A 15,518-nucleotide genomic window follows, 5' to 3' on the forward strand; every position below is an offset into this window, starting at 1 on the left:
ACGCGGCTGCGCCCCTTCACCGCCTGCGGCCGTCGGGACGGCCGTCATTCCCCCGTGCCCCCCACGGCACGTCCGGGAAACCCATGGACCAGTGAGGACTGAGGACTCCGTGAGCACTGCTTCGACCCGCAAACCCGTCGTACTCATCGCCGAGGAACTCTCGCCCGCCACCGTCGACGCGCTCGGCCCGGACTTCGACATCCGGCACTGCGACGGCGCCGACCGAGCCGACCTGCTGGCCTCCATCGTGGACGTCGACGCCGTCCTCGTACGCTCCGCCACGAAGATCGACGCCGAGGCGGTCGCCGCCGCCAAGCGGCTGCGGGTCGTCGCCCGCGCCGGCGTCGGCCTCGACAACGTGGACGTCTCCGCCGCCACCAAGGCCGGCGTGATGGTCGTCAACGCCCCCACCTCCAACATCGTCACCGCCGCCGAGCTCGCCTGCGGCCTGCTCATCGCCACCGCGCGCAACATCCCGCAGGCCAACGCGGCCCTGAAGAACGGCGAGTGGCAGCGGTCCAAGTACACCGGCGTCGAACTGTCGGAGAAGACGCTCGGCGTGGTCGGCCTGGGCCGCATCGGCGTGCTCGTCGCCCAGCGGATGGCCGCCTTCGGCATGAAGGTCGTCGCCTACGACCCGTACGTCCAGGCCGCCCGCGCCGCCCAGATGGGCGTCCGCCTCTGCACCCTCGACGAACTGCTGGAGACGGCCGACTTCATCACCGTCCACCTGCCCAAGACCCCCGAGACGCTCGGCCTGATCGGCGACGAGGCGCTGCGCAAGGTCAAGCCGTCGGTGCGCATCGTCAACGCCGCGCGCGGCGGCATCGTCGACGAGACCGCGCTCGCCGCGGCCCTGAAGGAGGGCCGGGTCGCCGGCGCCGGCCTGGACGTCTACGCGTCCGAGCCGTGCACGGACTCGCCCCTCTTCGAGTTCGACAGCGTCGTCGCCACCCCGCACCTGGGCGCCTCCACCGGCGAGGCCCAGGAGAAGGCGGGCATCTCCGTCGCCAAGTCGGTGCGGCTGGCCCTCGCCGGCGAACTGGTGCCGGACGCGGTCAACGTGCAGGGCGGCGTCATCGCCGAGGACGTCAAGCCGGCGCTGCCGCTCGCCGAGAGGCTGGGCCGCATCTTCACGGCGCTGGCCGGCGAGGTCGCCGTCCGCCTCGACGTCGAGGTCTACGGCGAGCTCACCCAGCACGACGTCAAGGTCCTCGAACTCTCCGCCCTCAAGGGCGTGTTCGAGGACATCGTCGACGAGACCGTCTCCTACGTGAACGCCCCCCTCTTCGCCCAGGAGCGCGGCGTCGAGGTCCGCCTCACCACCGCCTCCGAGTCCCCGGAGCACCGCAACGTCGTCACCGTCCGCGGCACCCTGTCCGGCGGCGACGAGGTCTCCATCTCCGGCACCCTCGCCGGCCCCAAGCACCTCCAGAAGATCGTCGCCGTCGGCGAGAAGGACATCGACCTCGCCCTCGCCGACCACATGGCCTTCCTCCGCTACGTCGACCGCCCCGGCGTCGTCGGCACCATCGGCCGCATCCTCGGCGAGGCGGGCATCAACATCGCCGGCATGCAGGTGTCGCGGGCGACGGAGGGCGGGGAGGCGCTGGTCGCCCTGACGGTCGACGAGTCGATCCCGCTGCCGGTGCTCGCGGAGATCGCGGACGAGATCGGGGCGGTTTCGGCTCGGGCGGTGAACCTGGCGGACTGACGTCCGGGGGGTGTCGCCCCGGTCCCGCCCTTTCACCGTTTCTTGCGGGGCCGGCCCCCGCCCCCCCCCGGACGGGCTGACTATTCAGCCCGTCCGGCGTCTGAGGACGAGCGACGGAGCCGCGACAAGCCGGGTCTGGGGCGCAGCCCCAGGAAACGGAGAAAGGGCGGGACCGGGGCACCCCACCCCGACGCCTTCCGCGGCAACGCCGCGATCCGCGCATGGAGCCCCTCCGCCGATTCCCCCAGCACCACCACGCTGATCAACAACTCCAGCGTCAGACAGTCGTGCTCGTCCCCACCACCCCGATACCGCTTCCGGTTCCGCTCCACCACGGCCGCGGTGATCCGCCGTCCCCCTCCGTCCACCGGAGCGAAGGTCGCCTGGAAGATCCCGTGCCCCGTCCAACTCCGGTACAGAGAAACGACATCGCCCTCGGCGAGGACGTCCCATCTCTCGGCCATGTCCCGGGAGCAGCGCCCGCGCCGGATGCGCTCCCAGTCCTCATCCGACCAGATCCGGCCCGGAAGGAGCGGCATCGGCCGGGGAGTGACGATCGGCTGCATGTGACCGGAAAACGAGGACCTGGTCAAGCGCTTGTCAGCGGGCATGCCGCGATCTTACGGATCGCGTCGGTCGCGATTATGTGGCCCAATCGACAGTGGCGAACGCCGGACGGCTGCTCCGGCCCGTCCGGCGTTCGAGGACACAGCGGCGAAGCCGCTTTTCAGGGGGCCCGGGGGCTCAGGCCCCGGGAATCGGTGAAGGGGCGGGGCGGGGGCTCGTCCCGGCGCGCTCCGCGCGCCCTCGCAGCAGTCGTACCGACACCGCCGCCCCGGCGAGGAGGACGAGCGCCGCCCCCACCGCGGCCACGTGCATCCCGTGCACGAACGCCTCCCGCGCGACGGAGAGCACCGCGTCCCCCGACCGTCCCGGCAGCCGGCCCGCGACCGCCGCCGCGCCGGTCAGCGTCTCGCGGACGGTGGCGAGTTCGCCGGGCGGGAGGGTGGGGGAGAGGTGGTCGGAGACGTCGTGGCGGTAGACGGCCATGCCGATGGTGCCGAACACGGCCATGCCCAGGGCTCCGCCGAACTCCTGGCCGGTCTCCAGGAGGGCGGCGGCCGAGCCGGCCTTTTCCGGGGGTGTGGCGCCGAGGGCCAGGTCGGAGACGAGCGCGGCGACGGTGACGATGCCGCAGGCGATGACCGCGCAGGAGATCAGGGTCAGGGCCAGGGAGCGGGTGCCGGTGCCGAGGAGGAGGGCGAAGCCGGCCGCGGTGACGACGAAGCCGGTGGCGATCACGTAGGCGCGGTCCACGCGTTGGGCGGCGACGGTGGCCAGCGGGCCGGCCGCGCCCACGGCGAGGGACGGGAGCGTGCCCCAGAGTGCCGCCTCCAGCGGGCCCTTGCCCAGGACCGACTGGAGGTACTGGGTGGTGAAGTACGAGGAGCCCATCATCGCGAACATCGCGAGGGTGTTGAGGCCGATGCCCGCCCCGAAGGCACGGTCGCGGAACAGCTCGCGGCTGATCATCGCGGACCGCCCGCCGCGCTGCCGCCGGACGAAGGCCACGCCGAGCGCCAGGCCGGCGAGCAGGCAGAGCAGCCGGGGGACGCTGAAGCCGTCGGCCGCCATCTCCTTGACGCCGTAGATCGTCGGCAGCACGGCGCCCGTCGACAGCACCACGCTCGGCAGGTCGAAGCGGCCGGGCCGCGGGTCCTTGAACTCCGGGACCAGCAGCGGCGCGCAGACCAGCAGCAGCACCATCGCGGGCACGTTCAGCAGGAAGACCGAACCCCACCAGAAGTGCCTGAGCATCACCCCGCCCAGCACCGAACCCAGCGCGATGCCGCCGGCCATGGCCGCGGACCAGATGCCGACCGCCTTGGCGCGCTGCGCGTCGTCGCGGAACATGTTGCGCACCAGTCCCATCGTGCTCGGCATCAGCGTCGCGCCGCCGATCCCCAGCATGAACCGCGCCGCGATCAGCATCTCCGCGCTCTGCGCGTAGGCGGCGGCCACGGAGGCCGTGCCGAAGGCGGCGGCGCCCAGCAGCAGCAGTTTGCGGCGGCCTATCCGGTCGCCCAGCGAACCCATCGTCATCAGCAGCCCGGCCAGGGCGAACGCGTAGCTGTCGAAGATCCAGAGCTGCTGGGTGCTGCTCGCGCCCAGGTCCCGGGTGATGGCGGGGACGGCGAAGAAGAGGACGGAGGTGTCCATCGAGACCAGGAGGAGGGGCAGCAGGAGGACGGCGAACGCGGTCCACTCCCTGCGCCCGGCGCGCGGCGGGCTGGGGTACGTCATGCGCTGGACTATACGGCTGTATTAAACGAGTGTCTATGACGTGCGTATAAGACGTTCGTCCATGACGGGCGTATGGGTGCCGGTTACGCTTCCGGTATGGGACATCGCGAAGACCTGCTGGAGGGCGCCAAGCGCTGCCTGCTCGACAAGGGCTGGGTGCGCACCACCGCGCGCGACATCGTGGCCGCCTCCGGCGCCAACCTGGCCTCGATCGGCTACCACTACGGCTCGAAGGACGCGCTGATGATGGCCGCGTTCCTTCAGCTCACGGAGGAGTGGGGGGAGCGGGTGGGGCGGGCGCTGGTCGCCGGCGCGCGGCCCGACGCCTCGCACGACGAGCGGATGGCGGCCTGCTGGGACTCGCTGCTCGACGGGTTCGCGAACGACCGCGCCTTCTGGGCCGCCCAGTTCGAGATGATCGGCCAGCTCCCCAACCGCCCCGAGCTGCGGGAGCGGATGGCGGCGGTGCTGCCGGACGGCCGTGAGGGCATGGTGGCGATCTTCGAGGGCGTCGAGGACGACCAGGTGCCCGCCGTCGCGTCCCGTACCGTCGGCTCCGTCATCCACGCCCTGTTCATCGGGGTGTGGGTGCAGTGGCTCATCGACCCGGCGGTCGCGCCGAGCGGCAAGGACATCGTCGAGGGGATGCGCCGCATCGTCGAGGGTCGGGCGCTCGACCCGGACGAGGCGTAGGCGGGTGCCCGATCCGGACGAGGCGCAGGCGTGAGCGCGGGGCGGGGCGTCAGCGGGGCGTCGGCGTCGGCGTGAGCGAGTCGCGGCCGTACGAGGAGGTGCGGCCGGATAGCGGTCCCGCGTGGCCGGATTCCGGTCACGCCCCATGGACGCCCCATGGACGGGGGCGGAACCCTCCGCTCTAATGGTTGCCCAAGGATACCAGTCCGCTTGTCGGAGGTCGTTCATGACCGAGACCGCGCAACCCCCGCCGTCCACCACCGACTTCACCCCGTCCGCCGCCCCGGGAGCCGAGACCCGGCCCTGGCCGCAGGACCGGGCCTGCCCCTACCACCCGCCCGCCGGCCACCTCCCGGCCCCCGAGGGCCGGCCGCTCTCCCGGGTGACGCTCTTCGACGGCCGGGAGGTCTGGTTCGTCACCGGCCACGCCGAGGTCCGGGCCCTGCTCCGGGACCGCCGCCTCTCCGCCGACCGGCAGCATCCGGACTTCCCCGTCACCGTGCCGCGCCTCGCCGAACAGGCCATCCGGCCGCTCCCGTTGCTCGGCGCCGACGATCCCCTCCACAACCGCCAGCGCCGGACCCTCATCCCGGGCTTCGGCCTCCAGCGGATCACGGCCCTCCGCCCCGCGATCCAGCAGGTCGTGGACGACCTCCTCGACCGCATGCTCGCCGCCGGCCCGGAAGCCGACCTCGTCACCGCGTTCGCCCTCCCCGTCCCGTCCACGGTGATCTGCTCCCTGCTCGGGGTCCCCTACGACGACCACGAGTTCTTCGAGACACACTCGCGGCGGCTGCTGGTCGCGGAGACCGCGGCGGAGGCCGGCGCGTCCCGCGAGGAATTACGGGCGTACTTCCGCGGACTGCTCGACCGCAAGCGCGCGGCGCCGGGCGACGGCCTCCTCGACACCCTTCTCGCGGACCCCTCCGGCACCCTGGACCGCGAGGAACTCGTCTCCATGGCGCTGCTGCTGCTGATCGCCGGCCACGAGACCACGTCCAACATGATCTCGCTCGGCACCTACACCCTGCTCCGCCACCCGGAGCAACTGGCCGCGCTGCGCGCCGATCCGGAGCTGATGCGCGGCGCGGTCGAGGAGCTGCTGCGCTACCTCTCGATCGCCGACTCGCTGGTACGGGTGGCCGTGGCGGACGTCGAGGTGGCCGGGGAGACGATCCGGGCGGGGGAGGGCGTACTGCTCGCCACCCCGGAGGCCAACCGCGACCCGGCCTCGTACGCCGACCCCGACACCCTCGACGTACGCCGCTCCGCCCGTCACCACGTGGCGTTCGGCTACGGGATCCACCAGTGCCTGGGCCAGAACCTGGCCCGCGCGGAGCTCGAAATCGCCTTCTCGTCCCTGTTCGCCCGTATCCCCACGCTGCGGCTGGCCGTTGCCCCCGATGAGGTGTCCGTCAAACCCGGCGGCACCGTGCAAGGACTGTTCGCCCTCCCGGTCACCTGGTGACCGCAGAACGGAGTACCCCCATGCGCGTCAGCATCGATTCGGACCTGTGCATCGGCTCGGGTCAGTGCGCCCTCACCGCCCCCGGCGCCTTCGACACGGACGACGACGGCTTCGGCGTCGTCCGGCCGGAGGGCGAGGGCGGCGCGGACCCGATGGTGAAGGAGGCGGTGCGGGCCTGTCCGGTCCAGGCGATCACCCTCGACGAGGGCTGAGGGCCGCCGGTTCCCGGGACGACCGGGTACGACCGGGTACGACCGGGTACGACCGGGTTCGGCCGGAAGCGGCCGGTGACGGCCGGGCGGGGATCGCGCCCGCCCGGCCGCCCCGGCGCGCCACGGCTCACGCGCCCGGCGGCATGACCTCCTGCGGGTGCGCCGGCGGAGCGATGAGCTGGGCGTGCTTCACCGCCGGGTTGACGTCGCCGTGGATGGCGCGGGCGACGGCCTGGATGGCGTCGATGCCGCCCTGCCAGGTGCGGTTGCCGTGGGTGAGGACGGACATGGTGTACGTCCGGCCGCCGACGGTGAAGGCACCGATGCTGTGCACACGCCACAGGTGGTCCCGGTCGCGCTGCAGCCAGCCGTTCTTGACGTGCACCTTGGTGCCCTTGGGGGCGCCGGCCGGGGTGCCCCAGCGCTGCGAGGAGATCACCTTGTTCATCAGGTCGAGGGCGTAGTCCCGGGACTTGTCGGTGATCAGCTTGTTGCGCGAGGTGAACAGGGCGAGGAGCCGCTGCTCGTCCCGCGCGGTGATCTGGGTGGTGCCCCAGGTCTGGTTGGGGACCGTGCGCTTCATGCCGGCGGCCTTGACGAACGACGTGATCTTCGCCGTGGTGAGGCGGTTGCGGAGCTCCGTCGTGGAGTCGTTGTCCGACTCGGTGATCATCTTGTGGGCGAGCGTCTTCTCACGCGACGTCAGCGAGCGCTTCGCCCGGTCGGCGTCCCACAGCAGGGTGCCGAGGACGATCGGCTTGAAGACGCTCGCGGAGTCGAACTGCCGGTCCGCGTCGTACGTGCAGGTCGTCTTCGTCGCCGGGTCGTCGAACGCGATGCCGGTGTGGCCGGCCCGGCCGCGCAGCGCCGCGGTGATGTCCTTGGTGAGCTTGGCGGCGAGTCCGGCCTTGCCCGAGGTGCAGACGACCTTCGGGCTCGCCGCGGCGGCGGGCTCGGCCACGGCGAGCGGCGCGGCGACGGCCGCGGCGGCCACCGCGGCGGTGAGGGCGAGACGCGGGAGGCGGCGCGGTCTCGGGGTGTCTTCGGGTATCGGGTGTGCGGTCACAACAAGTTCCCCCTGAGCTGGGCAGTGGCGGGTCGTACGTGGTGACGGCACACCGCTTGACCCGCCCTTGAATCGAATGACTGACCGATTCTCGCCCATGTCTCCCCTTGGGAGGGCGGGTGGTCGCCCACCCGCGCCGCCGGGCCGCCCGGAACGCTCTCCTCCGGTACGACGTCCGGCCGTTGGCCGACGGATGGCGGGTGATCAATACAGTTCGCGCATGACCGCGAACCCTCGGGACGAACTCCTCATCGATCTCATCAACCGCACCGACATGGAAGGCGCCGGCCCGCGCATCACGGTGATCGCCGGGGGCGTGGTGCTCGCCGGCTGCCTCGCGGCACACCGGCACTGGGCGGCCCACGTCGCCGGCCGGCTGGGCGACGGGGGCCTCCCCGAGGAGCGCTTCGCCGAGGACTTCGCCCGCGAGGCGGCCGAACTCCCGGCCTACCCACCGGAGTTCATCCACCTCCACGGCTGCCATCTGATCGCCGGTTCCAGTAGTCTGCCCGCACAGCTGGGCGAGTACTTCCGGATACCGCTGGCCGCGGTGAGCGCGTGGAGCGTCTGCTGAGCGACGTCCGCCCGCGGAACATTCGTCCAAGACGGGCCGGCCGGATTCGGCGACCGTAGGGGCATGCGCATGGACGACATGGATCCCGCCCCCTTGGACGGCAGTGCCGACGCCGGAAACGGCTGGGAGGCCGTCCTCGGCGGCACCCGCCTCCCCGGCGTCCGGATGGCGGGGTTCCGGGACCGTGCCGCCGGCGGACTGCACAAGCGGGTGCTCCCCCTGCCCGAAGTGGTCGTCGTGATAGGGCTCGGAGAGGACCCGTTCACGGTCGAGGGCGCCACCGGGCGGCAGTCCGTGCGGAGCTTCGTCGCCGCGTTGGCATCGGGACCGGCCCGCGTCGGCGGGGCACACGTCGAGTGCGTCGAGATGCGCTTGTCGCCGCCGGCCGCCTACGCGCTGCTGGGCGGTGTCTTCGCGCGTGGACCGGACGGGCCGGTGACCGGCCTCGACGAGGTGTGGGGGCGGGAGGGGGAGCGCCTGCGCGAGCGGCTGCCCGAGGCCGCGAGCTGGGAGGAACGCCTCGCGCTGGTGGACGGGTTCCTCATCCGGCGGGCCGCGCGAGCGCCCTCGATGACGCCCGAGGTCGCGGCCGCGTGGGAGCACATCGTGGCCCGCCGGGGCCGGGTGCGGGTCGGCGAACTCGCCGCGTCCTGCGGATGGAGCCGCAAGCGGCTGTGGTCCCGGTTCACCGCACAGATCGGCCTCACCCCGAAGCGCGCGGCCATGCTCGTCCGCTTCGACCACGCCGCCCGGGCCCTCCGCGCGGGCCGCGGCGCCGCCGACACCGCCCTGGCGTGCGGCTACGTCGATCAGCCGCATCTCCACCGCGACGTACTGGCGTTCGCGGGCTGCACCCCGGGCGCCCTGGCCGCCACCCACGTCGACTCACCACCCACCGCATGACGGAAGGAAGAAACCCGTGACGACCAACGAAATCGGGCCGGCGGACGCAGCCGACCGGAGCCTGATCGTCCGCACCGCCTTCGGCAGCATGGCCGCGCAGACCCTGCGCGCGGCGGTACAGCTGAGGGTGGTCGAGCTGATCGGCGACACCACGCGGCCGGCCGACGACATCGCCGCCGAGGCCGGGGCCGACCCCCGGTCCGTGCTCCGGCTGTCGCGCGCCCTGGCCGCCTTCGGCCTGCTGCGGGAACACGCCCCCGGCACCTTCTCGGTGACCCCCACGGGCATGCTCCTGGATCCCCGCCGCCCCGGCTCGCTCACCACGTTCGTGCGCGTGTTCACCGACCCGGTGGCGACGCGCGCCTGGGAGCGCCTGGACGACAGCGTCCGCACCGGCGACGTCGCGTTCGACGCGGTCTTCGGCACGGACTTCTTCGGCCACCTCGCCCGGCACCCTGAGCTGTCCGCGGCGTTCAACTCGGCGATGAGCCAGGCCACCAGGGCGGTCGCCGCCGTGCTGCCGTCCGCCTTCGACTTCGGCCGCTTCACCTCGGTCACGGACGTCGGCGGCGGGGACGGAACCCTCCTCGCCGCCGTCCTCACCGCCCACCCGGGCCTCACCGGCGCCGTCTTCGACACGGCCGAGGGCCTGGCCGGGGCACCGGCGACGCTGGAACGGCACGGGCTCACCGAACGCTGCTCCCCGCACCCCGGGGACTTCTTCGCCCCCGGATCCCTCCCGAAGGGCTCGGACCTCTACCTGATCAAGAGTGTCCTGCACAACTGGCCTGACGAGCAGGCCGTCACCATCCTGCGCCACTGCCGCGAGGCCCTGCCGCCCGGCGGCGGTCGCATCCTGATCGTGGAACCCGTCCTCCCCGACGTCGTCGGCGCGGGCCCCGGGGACAACGCCCCCGACACCGGAATCACCTATCTGAGCGACCTCAACATGCTGGTGAACGTGGGCGGCCGCGAACGCACCCGCGCGGACTTCGAGGACCTGTGCCGCCGGGCGGCCCTGTCCGTCACCTCGGTCACCCCGCTCGCGGGAGCCGCGCCGTTCTCCCTCGTCGAGGCCGCGCCCGGGGCCGCCGCCTGACCGGGGGAGAGGGAGGCGGGTCAGGGCTGCCAGGTCTCGGTGGCGTACTTCGACATCACCTCGGCGATGTCGGCCGGATTCAGGCCCTCCGGGCCCGGCTTGAGGCGCCGCAGGTCGCGGAAGTACTCGATGTACAGGTCGGGCGTGGAAGTGAACAGGATGCTCGCGTCCTGGTCCCGGTCGGGGTTGCCGAAGGTGTGCGGAGTGCCGATGGGCGCGGTGACGAGCTGACCGGGGCCGACGCGGTGGGTGTCGTGCCCGGAGGTGAAGTCGACGGTGCCGGAGAGGACGAAGAAGGTTTCCTCGTGCTCGCGGTGCAGGTGCTGGGGCGGCCCGCTGAAACCGGGGGCGAGCCAGAGTTCGGCGATGCCGAGCCGCTTGCCGGTGCGGGAGCCGTCCTCCAGGATCCGCACCCGGGTGGATCCCATGTCGAGGAGTTCGCCGTCGTCGCGGGTGACGAGGTTGATGGTCATGGCCGGGGACCTCTTTCGTGCGCGGGGAATACGCGGTGAGCCGTACGTGCACAGTTTCTGCCGGTGGGTGGCGGTTGGCGCGCTCACCGACCGTGCGGCGGTGGCGGGGCCGGGGCGGGCCGTGGCGCCGGTACCTCCACGGTAGGAGCCCGCGGAGGGCGGTTTCCCGGGCGAAAGCGGGTGGCCCGGCGGCGTGCGCGCGGGTCCGGCGGCGTGTACGCGGGTCCGGCGTGCGCGCGGGGCCGGCGACGTGCGCGTGGGTCCTGGCGGCGCGCTCGCGGGTCCCGGTCGCGCGCACGCGGGTCCCGTCACGTGTGCACAGGTCCCGTCATGTGCACGCGGGTCCCGGGGCGGGCGCGCACGCGGTCAGCCTTCGGCCCAGGCGTCTTCCTCGGCCCGTGCGGCGTCGTAGGCGCGGCGGGCGGCCTCTACGCGGGCGAGATGGTCCTCGCCCCAGGCGGTGAGGGTCCGGAAGACCGGTGTGAGGGTGTGCCCGAGGTCGCTGAGCGCGTACTCGACGCGCGGGGGGATGTCCGGGTGGTACGTCCGCTCGACCAGCCCGTCCCGTTCGAGCTGCCGCAGCCGGCTGGTGAGGATCTTGGGGGTGATCTCGGGGATCAGGCGCTGCAGGGCGTTGAAGCGCAGGGTGCCGTGGTGACCGAGCGTCCAGAGGATCGGTGTGGTCCAGCGGCTGAAGATGATGTCACCGACCGGGCTGACCGGGCAGGCCAGCACCGCCTCACTCGTCGCACGGGCGGCGTCCGAGGAGGCGCCGTCCGAGGCGGCGGCACCTGAAGAGGCGGGGGCATCCGAGGAAGCGACGGCCTCCGAGGTGGTGGGGGCGTTCGAGGCGGTGGGGGCCTTCGAGGGGGCGGCAGCCTTCGAGGGGGTGGAGGCGGGACGACGGGGCATGGCACAACTCCGGCGAGAGGACGGGACCGGGGAGCGGGTGAGCGGGGGAGTGGCGGGGGGAGGGAAGCGCGGCGGCCTCCCGGCCCTCGCGGTGGGCGGGCTCGGCACGCGCCTCCTGCGAGGGCCTGAGCCCCGCACCTGAGTCCCGCACCTGAGTCCCGGGCCTGAGTCCCGGGCCGAACCCCCGGGCCCGACCCTCCCGGCACTTCAGTTCACAGCACCCCGAAAGGCGCTTTCCCCCAGGAAACCACTATCCCGACGCAAGTAGCGTGGATGGTGCGCCGCGCGCCGGACGTCCGTCCGCGCCGGCCGCCGGGCGCCGCCGCCCCCGACCGGGTGACGGACCGTGCCGCGCCGCCGCCCCCGAGCCCCTGCGGGGCAGGCACCTCCCGAGCGGCTCCACCCCTCCCCGTCCAAGGAGTTCCTTCCCATGCCCAAGGCCATTCGTTTTTCCGAGTACGGCGACGCCGACACACTGCGGCTCACCGACGTCCCCCTCCCCGAGCCCGGTCCCGGGCAAGTGCGCGTCCGCGTCAAGGCCGTCGGCGTCAACGGCATCGACTGGAAGATCCGCAAGGGCTTCTTCGGCGACGGCGAGCCCCTGCGGTCCCCGATGGGCACCGGCAGCGAGCTGTCGGGCGTCGTCGACGCCGTCGGCCCGGGCGTGACCGCCTGGCGGGCCGGGCAGCCGGTGTTCGGCCGTTCCGCGCACCGCAGCGCGGCCGCCACCCACGACCTGGCCGCCGAGGACGACCTCATCGCCAAGCCGGACTGGCTCACCTTCGAACAGGCCGCCGCGCTGCCGATCGCGGTGGAGACCGCCCACCGCGCGCTGCGCGAACTCGGCGTCTCCGCGGGGCAGACGCTGCTGGTGCACGCCGCCGCCGGAGGCGTCGGCCTGACCGCCACCCAGTTGGCGGCCGCCCGGGGCATCACCGTCATCGGCACGGCAAGTGACCGGAACCATCCCTTCCTTCGGAAGATCGGCGCGACCCCCGTCGCCTACGGGGACGGCCTCGTCGAACGCGTCCGCGCGGCGGCACCGCAAGGCGTCGACGCCGTCCTCGACGCCTCCGGACGCGGTGTCCTGCCCGACTCCATCGCCCTCGCCGGCGGCCCGGACCATGTCCTGACCATCGCCGACGTCACCGCCGCCGAGCACGGCGTCCGCTTCTCCGCCACCCCCGGCCCCCTCACCGCCGCCTTCGAGGAGGTCCTGCCCCTCCTCCGCGAAGGCGGGCTCCACATGCCCGTCGACTCCGTCTACCCGCTGGACCGCACCGCCGACGCCCAGCGCCACAGCGAGAACGGCCACCTCCAAGGGAAGATCATCATCAAGGTCGAGGACTGAGCGGCCCACCCCGGCCGCCGTTCCACGAGTGGCGGGGGCGGGGTCCTCACCCGCGCGGGCGGCCTGGCGCCGCCTTGATGCCGAACAGGCGGACAACCGGCCGGTCCGGGCGGACATCCGGCCGGACCGGCCGCCGTCGCAGCCGCGGTTTCGCCCCCTTACGCGCGGAGACCGATGCACGCGCCCGGGCACTCCGCACACCCGGTGGCCGAATGGGCCGGCGGCCGTCGCGCATCCCGGGCACCCCGCGCGTCCCGGCCACCCCGCGCACCCCGCGCGTCGAGCACCGGCATCGCGTATCAAGCCGTGACCGCCGGCCGTGGCCCGGCCCTGACCCACCCACCCGCCCGCCCACCAACCCACCCGTCAGCCCAACCGCGCCGCCTTCAGCGTCATGTGCAGCAACAGCCGGTCCTCGCCGTTGTCCAGATCCAGGCCGGTGAGCTGTTCCACGCGGGACAGGCGGTAGTAGAGCGTCTGCCGGTGGATGCCGAGGGCGGCGGCCGCGCGGCCGGCCTGGCCGGCGCAGTCGAGGTAGACCTCGGTGGTGCGGGCCAGCTCCGTGTGGGAGCGCTCCAGGAGCGGGCGGACGGCGTGGTCGGCCGCCCGGTCGGCGGGGAGGCCGGTCAGGACGCGGTACGGGCCGATGGCCGCCCATTCGGCGAGCGGGCCGAGACGCCGTTCGGCCGCGGCCGCGCGGGCGGCGGACAGGGCCTCCGACCAGGCGTCGGTGAGCTCCGTGAGCCCCTTGCGCGGGGTGCCCAGGCCGGCGGCGGCCAGGCCCGGGCCGCCGTCCGCGCCGGCGCGCGGGGAGTGCAGCAGCCGGTCGGCGGCGGCGCGTGCGGGGGCCGGGGCGCTGAGGGCGCGCAGCCGGACCAGGGCGGCCAGGGCCGCCGAACCGTCCGGCAGGCTGTCCGGCACCGCGCAGAGCGCCGCCACGCCCGACCGGGCGGCGAACGCCGATCCGGGACGGTCGGCCTCCGTGTCGTCGGGGTCCGTCCGCCAGGGCGCCACCGCGAGCAGCGCCAGCGGTCCGTCCGCCGCCGGACCCAGGGCCTCGCGGAGGGCCAGGCGCGCCGCGTCACGGCCCGCCGGGCGGGCGGTCAGCAGGTCCCGCAGCAGTTCCCCCAGCTCGGCGCCCGCGCGGGCCTCCGCCGCCAGCAGGGCGCCGATCCGGGCGGCCGTCTCCATGGCCTGCGCCACGCGCGGGTCCGGCGCGGCGGGGCCCAGGTCGAGGCCGGCCAGGTGCGCGTCGTCCAGCAGCCAGATGTAGCCGTGCACCACGCCCCGGTGGCGTACGGGGAGGCAGATGCGGCCCTTGAACACGCCCGCAGCCGGGTCCGGCGGGATCCGCATCGGCGCCTGCGCCCGGGCGATGCCGAACGCCTCGAACCAGGCCCGGACGGCCGCCGTCGAGCGCCGCTGGAGGATCGAGCGCGTCCGCACGGGGTCCATGGAGACCTCCAGGTCGTCGTCGCCGCCGTGCGCGCCGAAGGCGATCAGGCCGAAGTCCCGGTCCTCCAGGGTCGCGGGGGCGCCGAACACCGCCGAGATCTCGTCCACGAGCTGCTGGTACTCGCCCCGCACGCGCCGCACTCCCTTTCCCCGGATGTTTCGTCCGCTTTGCCCTGTCCTCGCCGTCTCCGGGAACCATTGTCATACATGTGTCTGAGATCCCGGCCACGGATGCGTGACAGGTGTCGATGGCTCCAAGGGTGGCGCGAAACCTACGTTTCACGTCGAGTTGGTTATGCCGTCGTCCCGTGGGGGACCGGCCGTCATCGTGGAGGTGCCCGTGCTGGGTCCCGTCATCCTCGCCGCCTCGCGCAGCGACCGCATGCGTCGTTTCGTGTCGGCCGCCCCGGGCACCAAGCAGGTCGTCGACCGCTTCATCGCGGGCGAGACCGTCGGCCAGGTCATTCCGATCGTCAAGGACGCCACGGCCAAGGGCCTGGAGGTCACCCTCGACGTCGTCGGCGAGGACATCACCACCGTCGAGCAGTCGTACGCGGCCCGTGACGCCTACCTGGAGCTGATCGAGCGCCTCAAGGAGCTGGGCCTCGGCGAGCGCGCCGAGATGTCCGTCAAGCTGTCGATGTTCGGCCAGGCGCTGGAGGGCGGCCACGAGCTGGCCCTCGCCAACGTCCGTCCGGTCGTCGAGGCCGCCGCCGCCATCGGCACCACCGTCACGCTGGACGCCGAGGACCACACCACCCTCGACTCGATGTTCGCCATCCACGAGGAGCTGCGGAAGGACTTCCCGCGGACCGGCTGCGTCATCCAGGCGTACCTCTTCCGCACCGAGGACGACGCCCACCGGCTCGCCGCCGCCGGCAGCCGGGTGCGTATCGTGAAGGGTGCGTACAAGGAACCCGCCTCCGTCGCCTACCAGGACAAGGCCGAGATCGACAAGGCGTTCGTCCGCATCGTCAAGATACTGATGGCGGGCGAGGGCTACCCGATGATCGGGTCGCACGACCCGCGTCTGATCGCGATCACCCAGGAGCTGGCCCGGCAGGCGGGGCGCAAGCTCGACGAGTACGAGTTCCAGATGCTCTACGGCATCCGCGGTGACGAGCACGTCCGGCTGGCCGCCGAGGGCCACCGGATGCGGGTCTACACGGCCTACGGCACCGACTGGTACGGGTACTTCATGCGCAGGCTCGCGGAGAAGCCCGCCAACCTGCTGTTCTTCCTCCGCTCGATGATCACCAAGGGCTGAGACCCTCCAACCCCGATAAGGAAACGA

At 73.1% G+C, this 15,518-nt stretch carries 14 protein-coding genes; 9 read left to right on the plus strand and 5 right to left on the minus strand.

Translation table 11 applies throughout. The features are described from left to right. Positions 1-109 precede the first annotated feature (109 nt). Positions 110-1,714 (plus strand): phosphoglycerate dehydrogenase, encoded by a 1,605-nt coding sequence (serA, locus tag ACQEVS_RS23900; RefSeq protein ID WP_433023543.1) that lies wholly within the window; start codon positions 110-112, stop codon positions 1,712-1,714. A gap of 744 nt (positions 1,715-2,458) precedes the next feature. Here serA and ACQEVS_RS23905 read toward each other — a convergent pair. Then, complete coding sequence (locus ACQEVS_RS23905; RefSeq protein WP_433023544.1) at positions 2,459-4,018, minus strand: MFS transporter; 1,560 nt, start codon at positions 4,016-4,018, stop codon at positions 2,459-2,461. Positions 4,019-4,114: 96 nt separating this feature from the next. Here ACQEVS_RS23905 and ACQEVS_RS23910 point away from each other — a divergent pair, with 96 nt between their 5' ends. The 3 genes from ACQEVS_RS23910 (at position 4,115) to ACQEVS_RS23920 (ending at position 6,391) form a co-directional block, all read left to right on the plus strand. Next, on the plus strand, positions 4,115-4,711 hold the full coding sequence (locus tag ACQEVS_RS23910; RefSeq protein WP_433023545.1) for a TetR/AcrR family transcriptional regulator: 597 nt from the start codon (positions 4,115-4,117) through the stop codon (positions 4,709-4,711). Positions 4,712-4,937: 226 nt separating this feature from the next. Then, on the plus strand, positions 4,938-6,179 hold the full coding sequence (locus ACQEVS_RS23915) for a cytochrome P450 (RefSeq protein ID WP_433023546.1): 1,242 nt from the start codon (positions 4,938-4,940) through the stop codon (positions 6,177-6,179). A 20-nt stretch (positions 6,180-6,199) separates the two neighbouring features. Next, positions 6,200-6,391, plus strand: a complete 192-nt coding sequence (locus tag ACQEVS_RS23920) for a ferredoxin (protein ID WP_185941221.1) — start codon at positions 6,200-6,202, stop codon at positions 6,389-6,391. Between the two features lie 127 nt (positions 6,392-6,518). On the opposite strand, the gene ACQEVS_RS23925 is transcribed toward ACQEVS_RS23920, so the two are convergent. Next, a complete protein-coding gene (locus ACQEVS_RS23925) occupies positions 6,519-7,457 on the minus strand; it encodes a serine hydrolase (RefSeq protein ID WP_433023547.1) in 939 nt (312 codons plus the stop codon). A 220-nt stretch (positions 7,458-7,677) separates the two neighbouring features. On the opposite strand from ACQEVS_RS23925, the gene ACQEVS_RS23930 reads away from it, so the two are divergent. The 3 genes from ACQEVS_RS23930 to ACQEVS_RS23940 all read left to right on the plus strand — a co-directional run bounded on the left by ACQEVS_RS23930 (position 7,678) and on the right by ACQEVS_RS23940 (position 10,033). After that, on the plus strand, positions 7,678-8,031 hold the full coding sequence (locus ACQEVS_RS23930) for a hypothetical protein (RefSeq protein WP_433023548.1): 354 nt from the start codon (positions 7,678-7,680) through the stop codon (positions 8,029-8,031). A gap of 63 nt (positions 8,032-8,094) precedes the next feature. Next, positions 8,095-8,934: a helix-turn-helix domain-containing protein gene (locus tag ACQEVS_RS23935; RefSeq protein WP_433023549.1), complete on the plus strand. Its 840-nt coding sequence runs from the start codon at positions 8,095-8,097 to the stop codon at positions 8,932-8,934. Positions 8,935-8,950: 16 nt separating this feature from the next. Next, entirely contained in the window at positions 8,951-10,033 is a 1,083-nt protein-coding gene (locus tag ACQEVS_RS23940) for a methyltransferase (protein WP_433023550.1), read from the plus strand. A 20-nt stretch (positions 10,034-10,053) separates the two neighbouring features. On the opposite strand, the gene ACQEVS_RS23945 is transcribed toward ACQEVS_RS23940, so the two are convergent. Further along, positions 10,054-10,506: a cupin domain-containing protein gene (locus ACQEVS_RS23945; protein ID WP_433023551.1), complete on the minus strand. Its 453-nt coding sequence runs from the start codon at positions 10,504-10,506 to the stop codon at positions 10,054-10,056. Positions 10,507-10,872: 366 nt separating this feature from the next. Next, positions 10,873-11,418 (minus strand): winged helix-turn-helix transcriptional regulator, encoded by a 546-nt coding sequence (locus ACQEVS_RS23950; protein WP_433023552.1) that lies wholly within the window; start codon positions 11,416-11,418, stop codon positions 10,873-10,875. A 430-nt stretch (positions 11,419-11,848) separates the two neighbouring features. Between ACQEVS_RS23950 and ACQEVS_RS23955 the strand changes: the two genes are divergently transcribed. Then, positions 11,849-12,769: an NADP-dependent oxidoreductase gene (locus ACQEVS_RS23955; RefSeq protein ID WP_433023553.1), complete on the plus strand. Its 921-nt coding sequence runs from the start codon at positions 11,849-11,851 to the stop codon at positions 12,767-12,769. 366 nt (positions 12,770-13,135) lie between these two features. Here ACQEVS_RS23955 and ACQEVS_RS23960 read toward each other — a convergent pair whose 3' ends face one another. Then, the gene (locus tag ACQEVS_RS23960) at positions 13,136-14,356 is read right to left on the minus strand and encodes a PucR family transcriptional regulator (protein ID WP_433023554.1); all 1,221 of its coding nucleotides are present in this window, start codon (positions 14,354-14,356) and stop codon (positions 13,136-13,138) included. A 208-nt stretch (positions 14,357-14,564) separates the two neighbouring features. On the opposite strand from ACQEVS_RS23960, the gene ACQEVS_RS23965 reads away from it, so the two are divergent. Then, positions 14,565-15,491 carry a proline dehydrogenase family protein gene (locus ACQEVS_RS23965; RefSeq protein WP_433023555.1) on the plus strand — a complete coding sequence of 309 codons (927 nt, stop codon included), beginning with the start codon at positions 14,565-14,567 and terminating at the stop codon, positions 15,489-15,491. The last annotated feature ends 27 nt before the right edge of the window (positions 15,492-15,518 follow it).

Source organism: Streptomyces sp. CA-181903 (genome assembly GCF_050937075.1).
Taxonomy (GTDB): Bacteria; Actinomycetota; Actinomycetes; order Streptomycetales; family Streptomycetaceae; genus Streptomyces.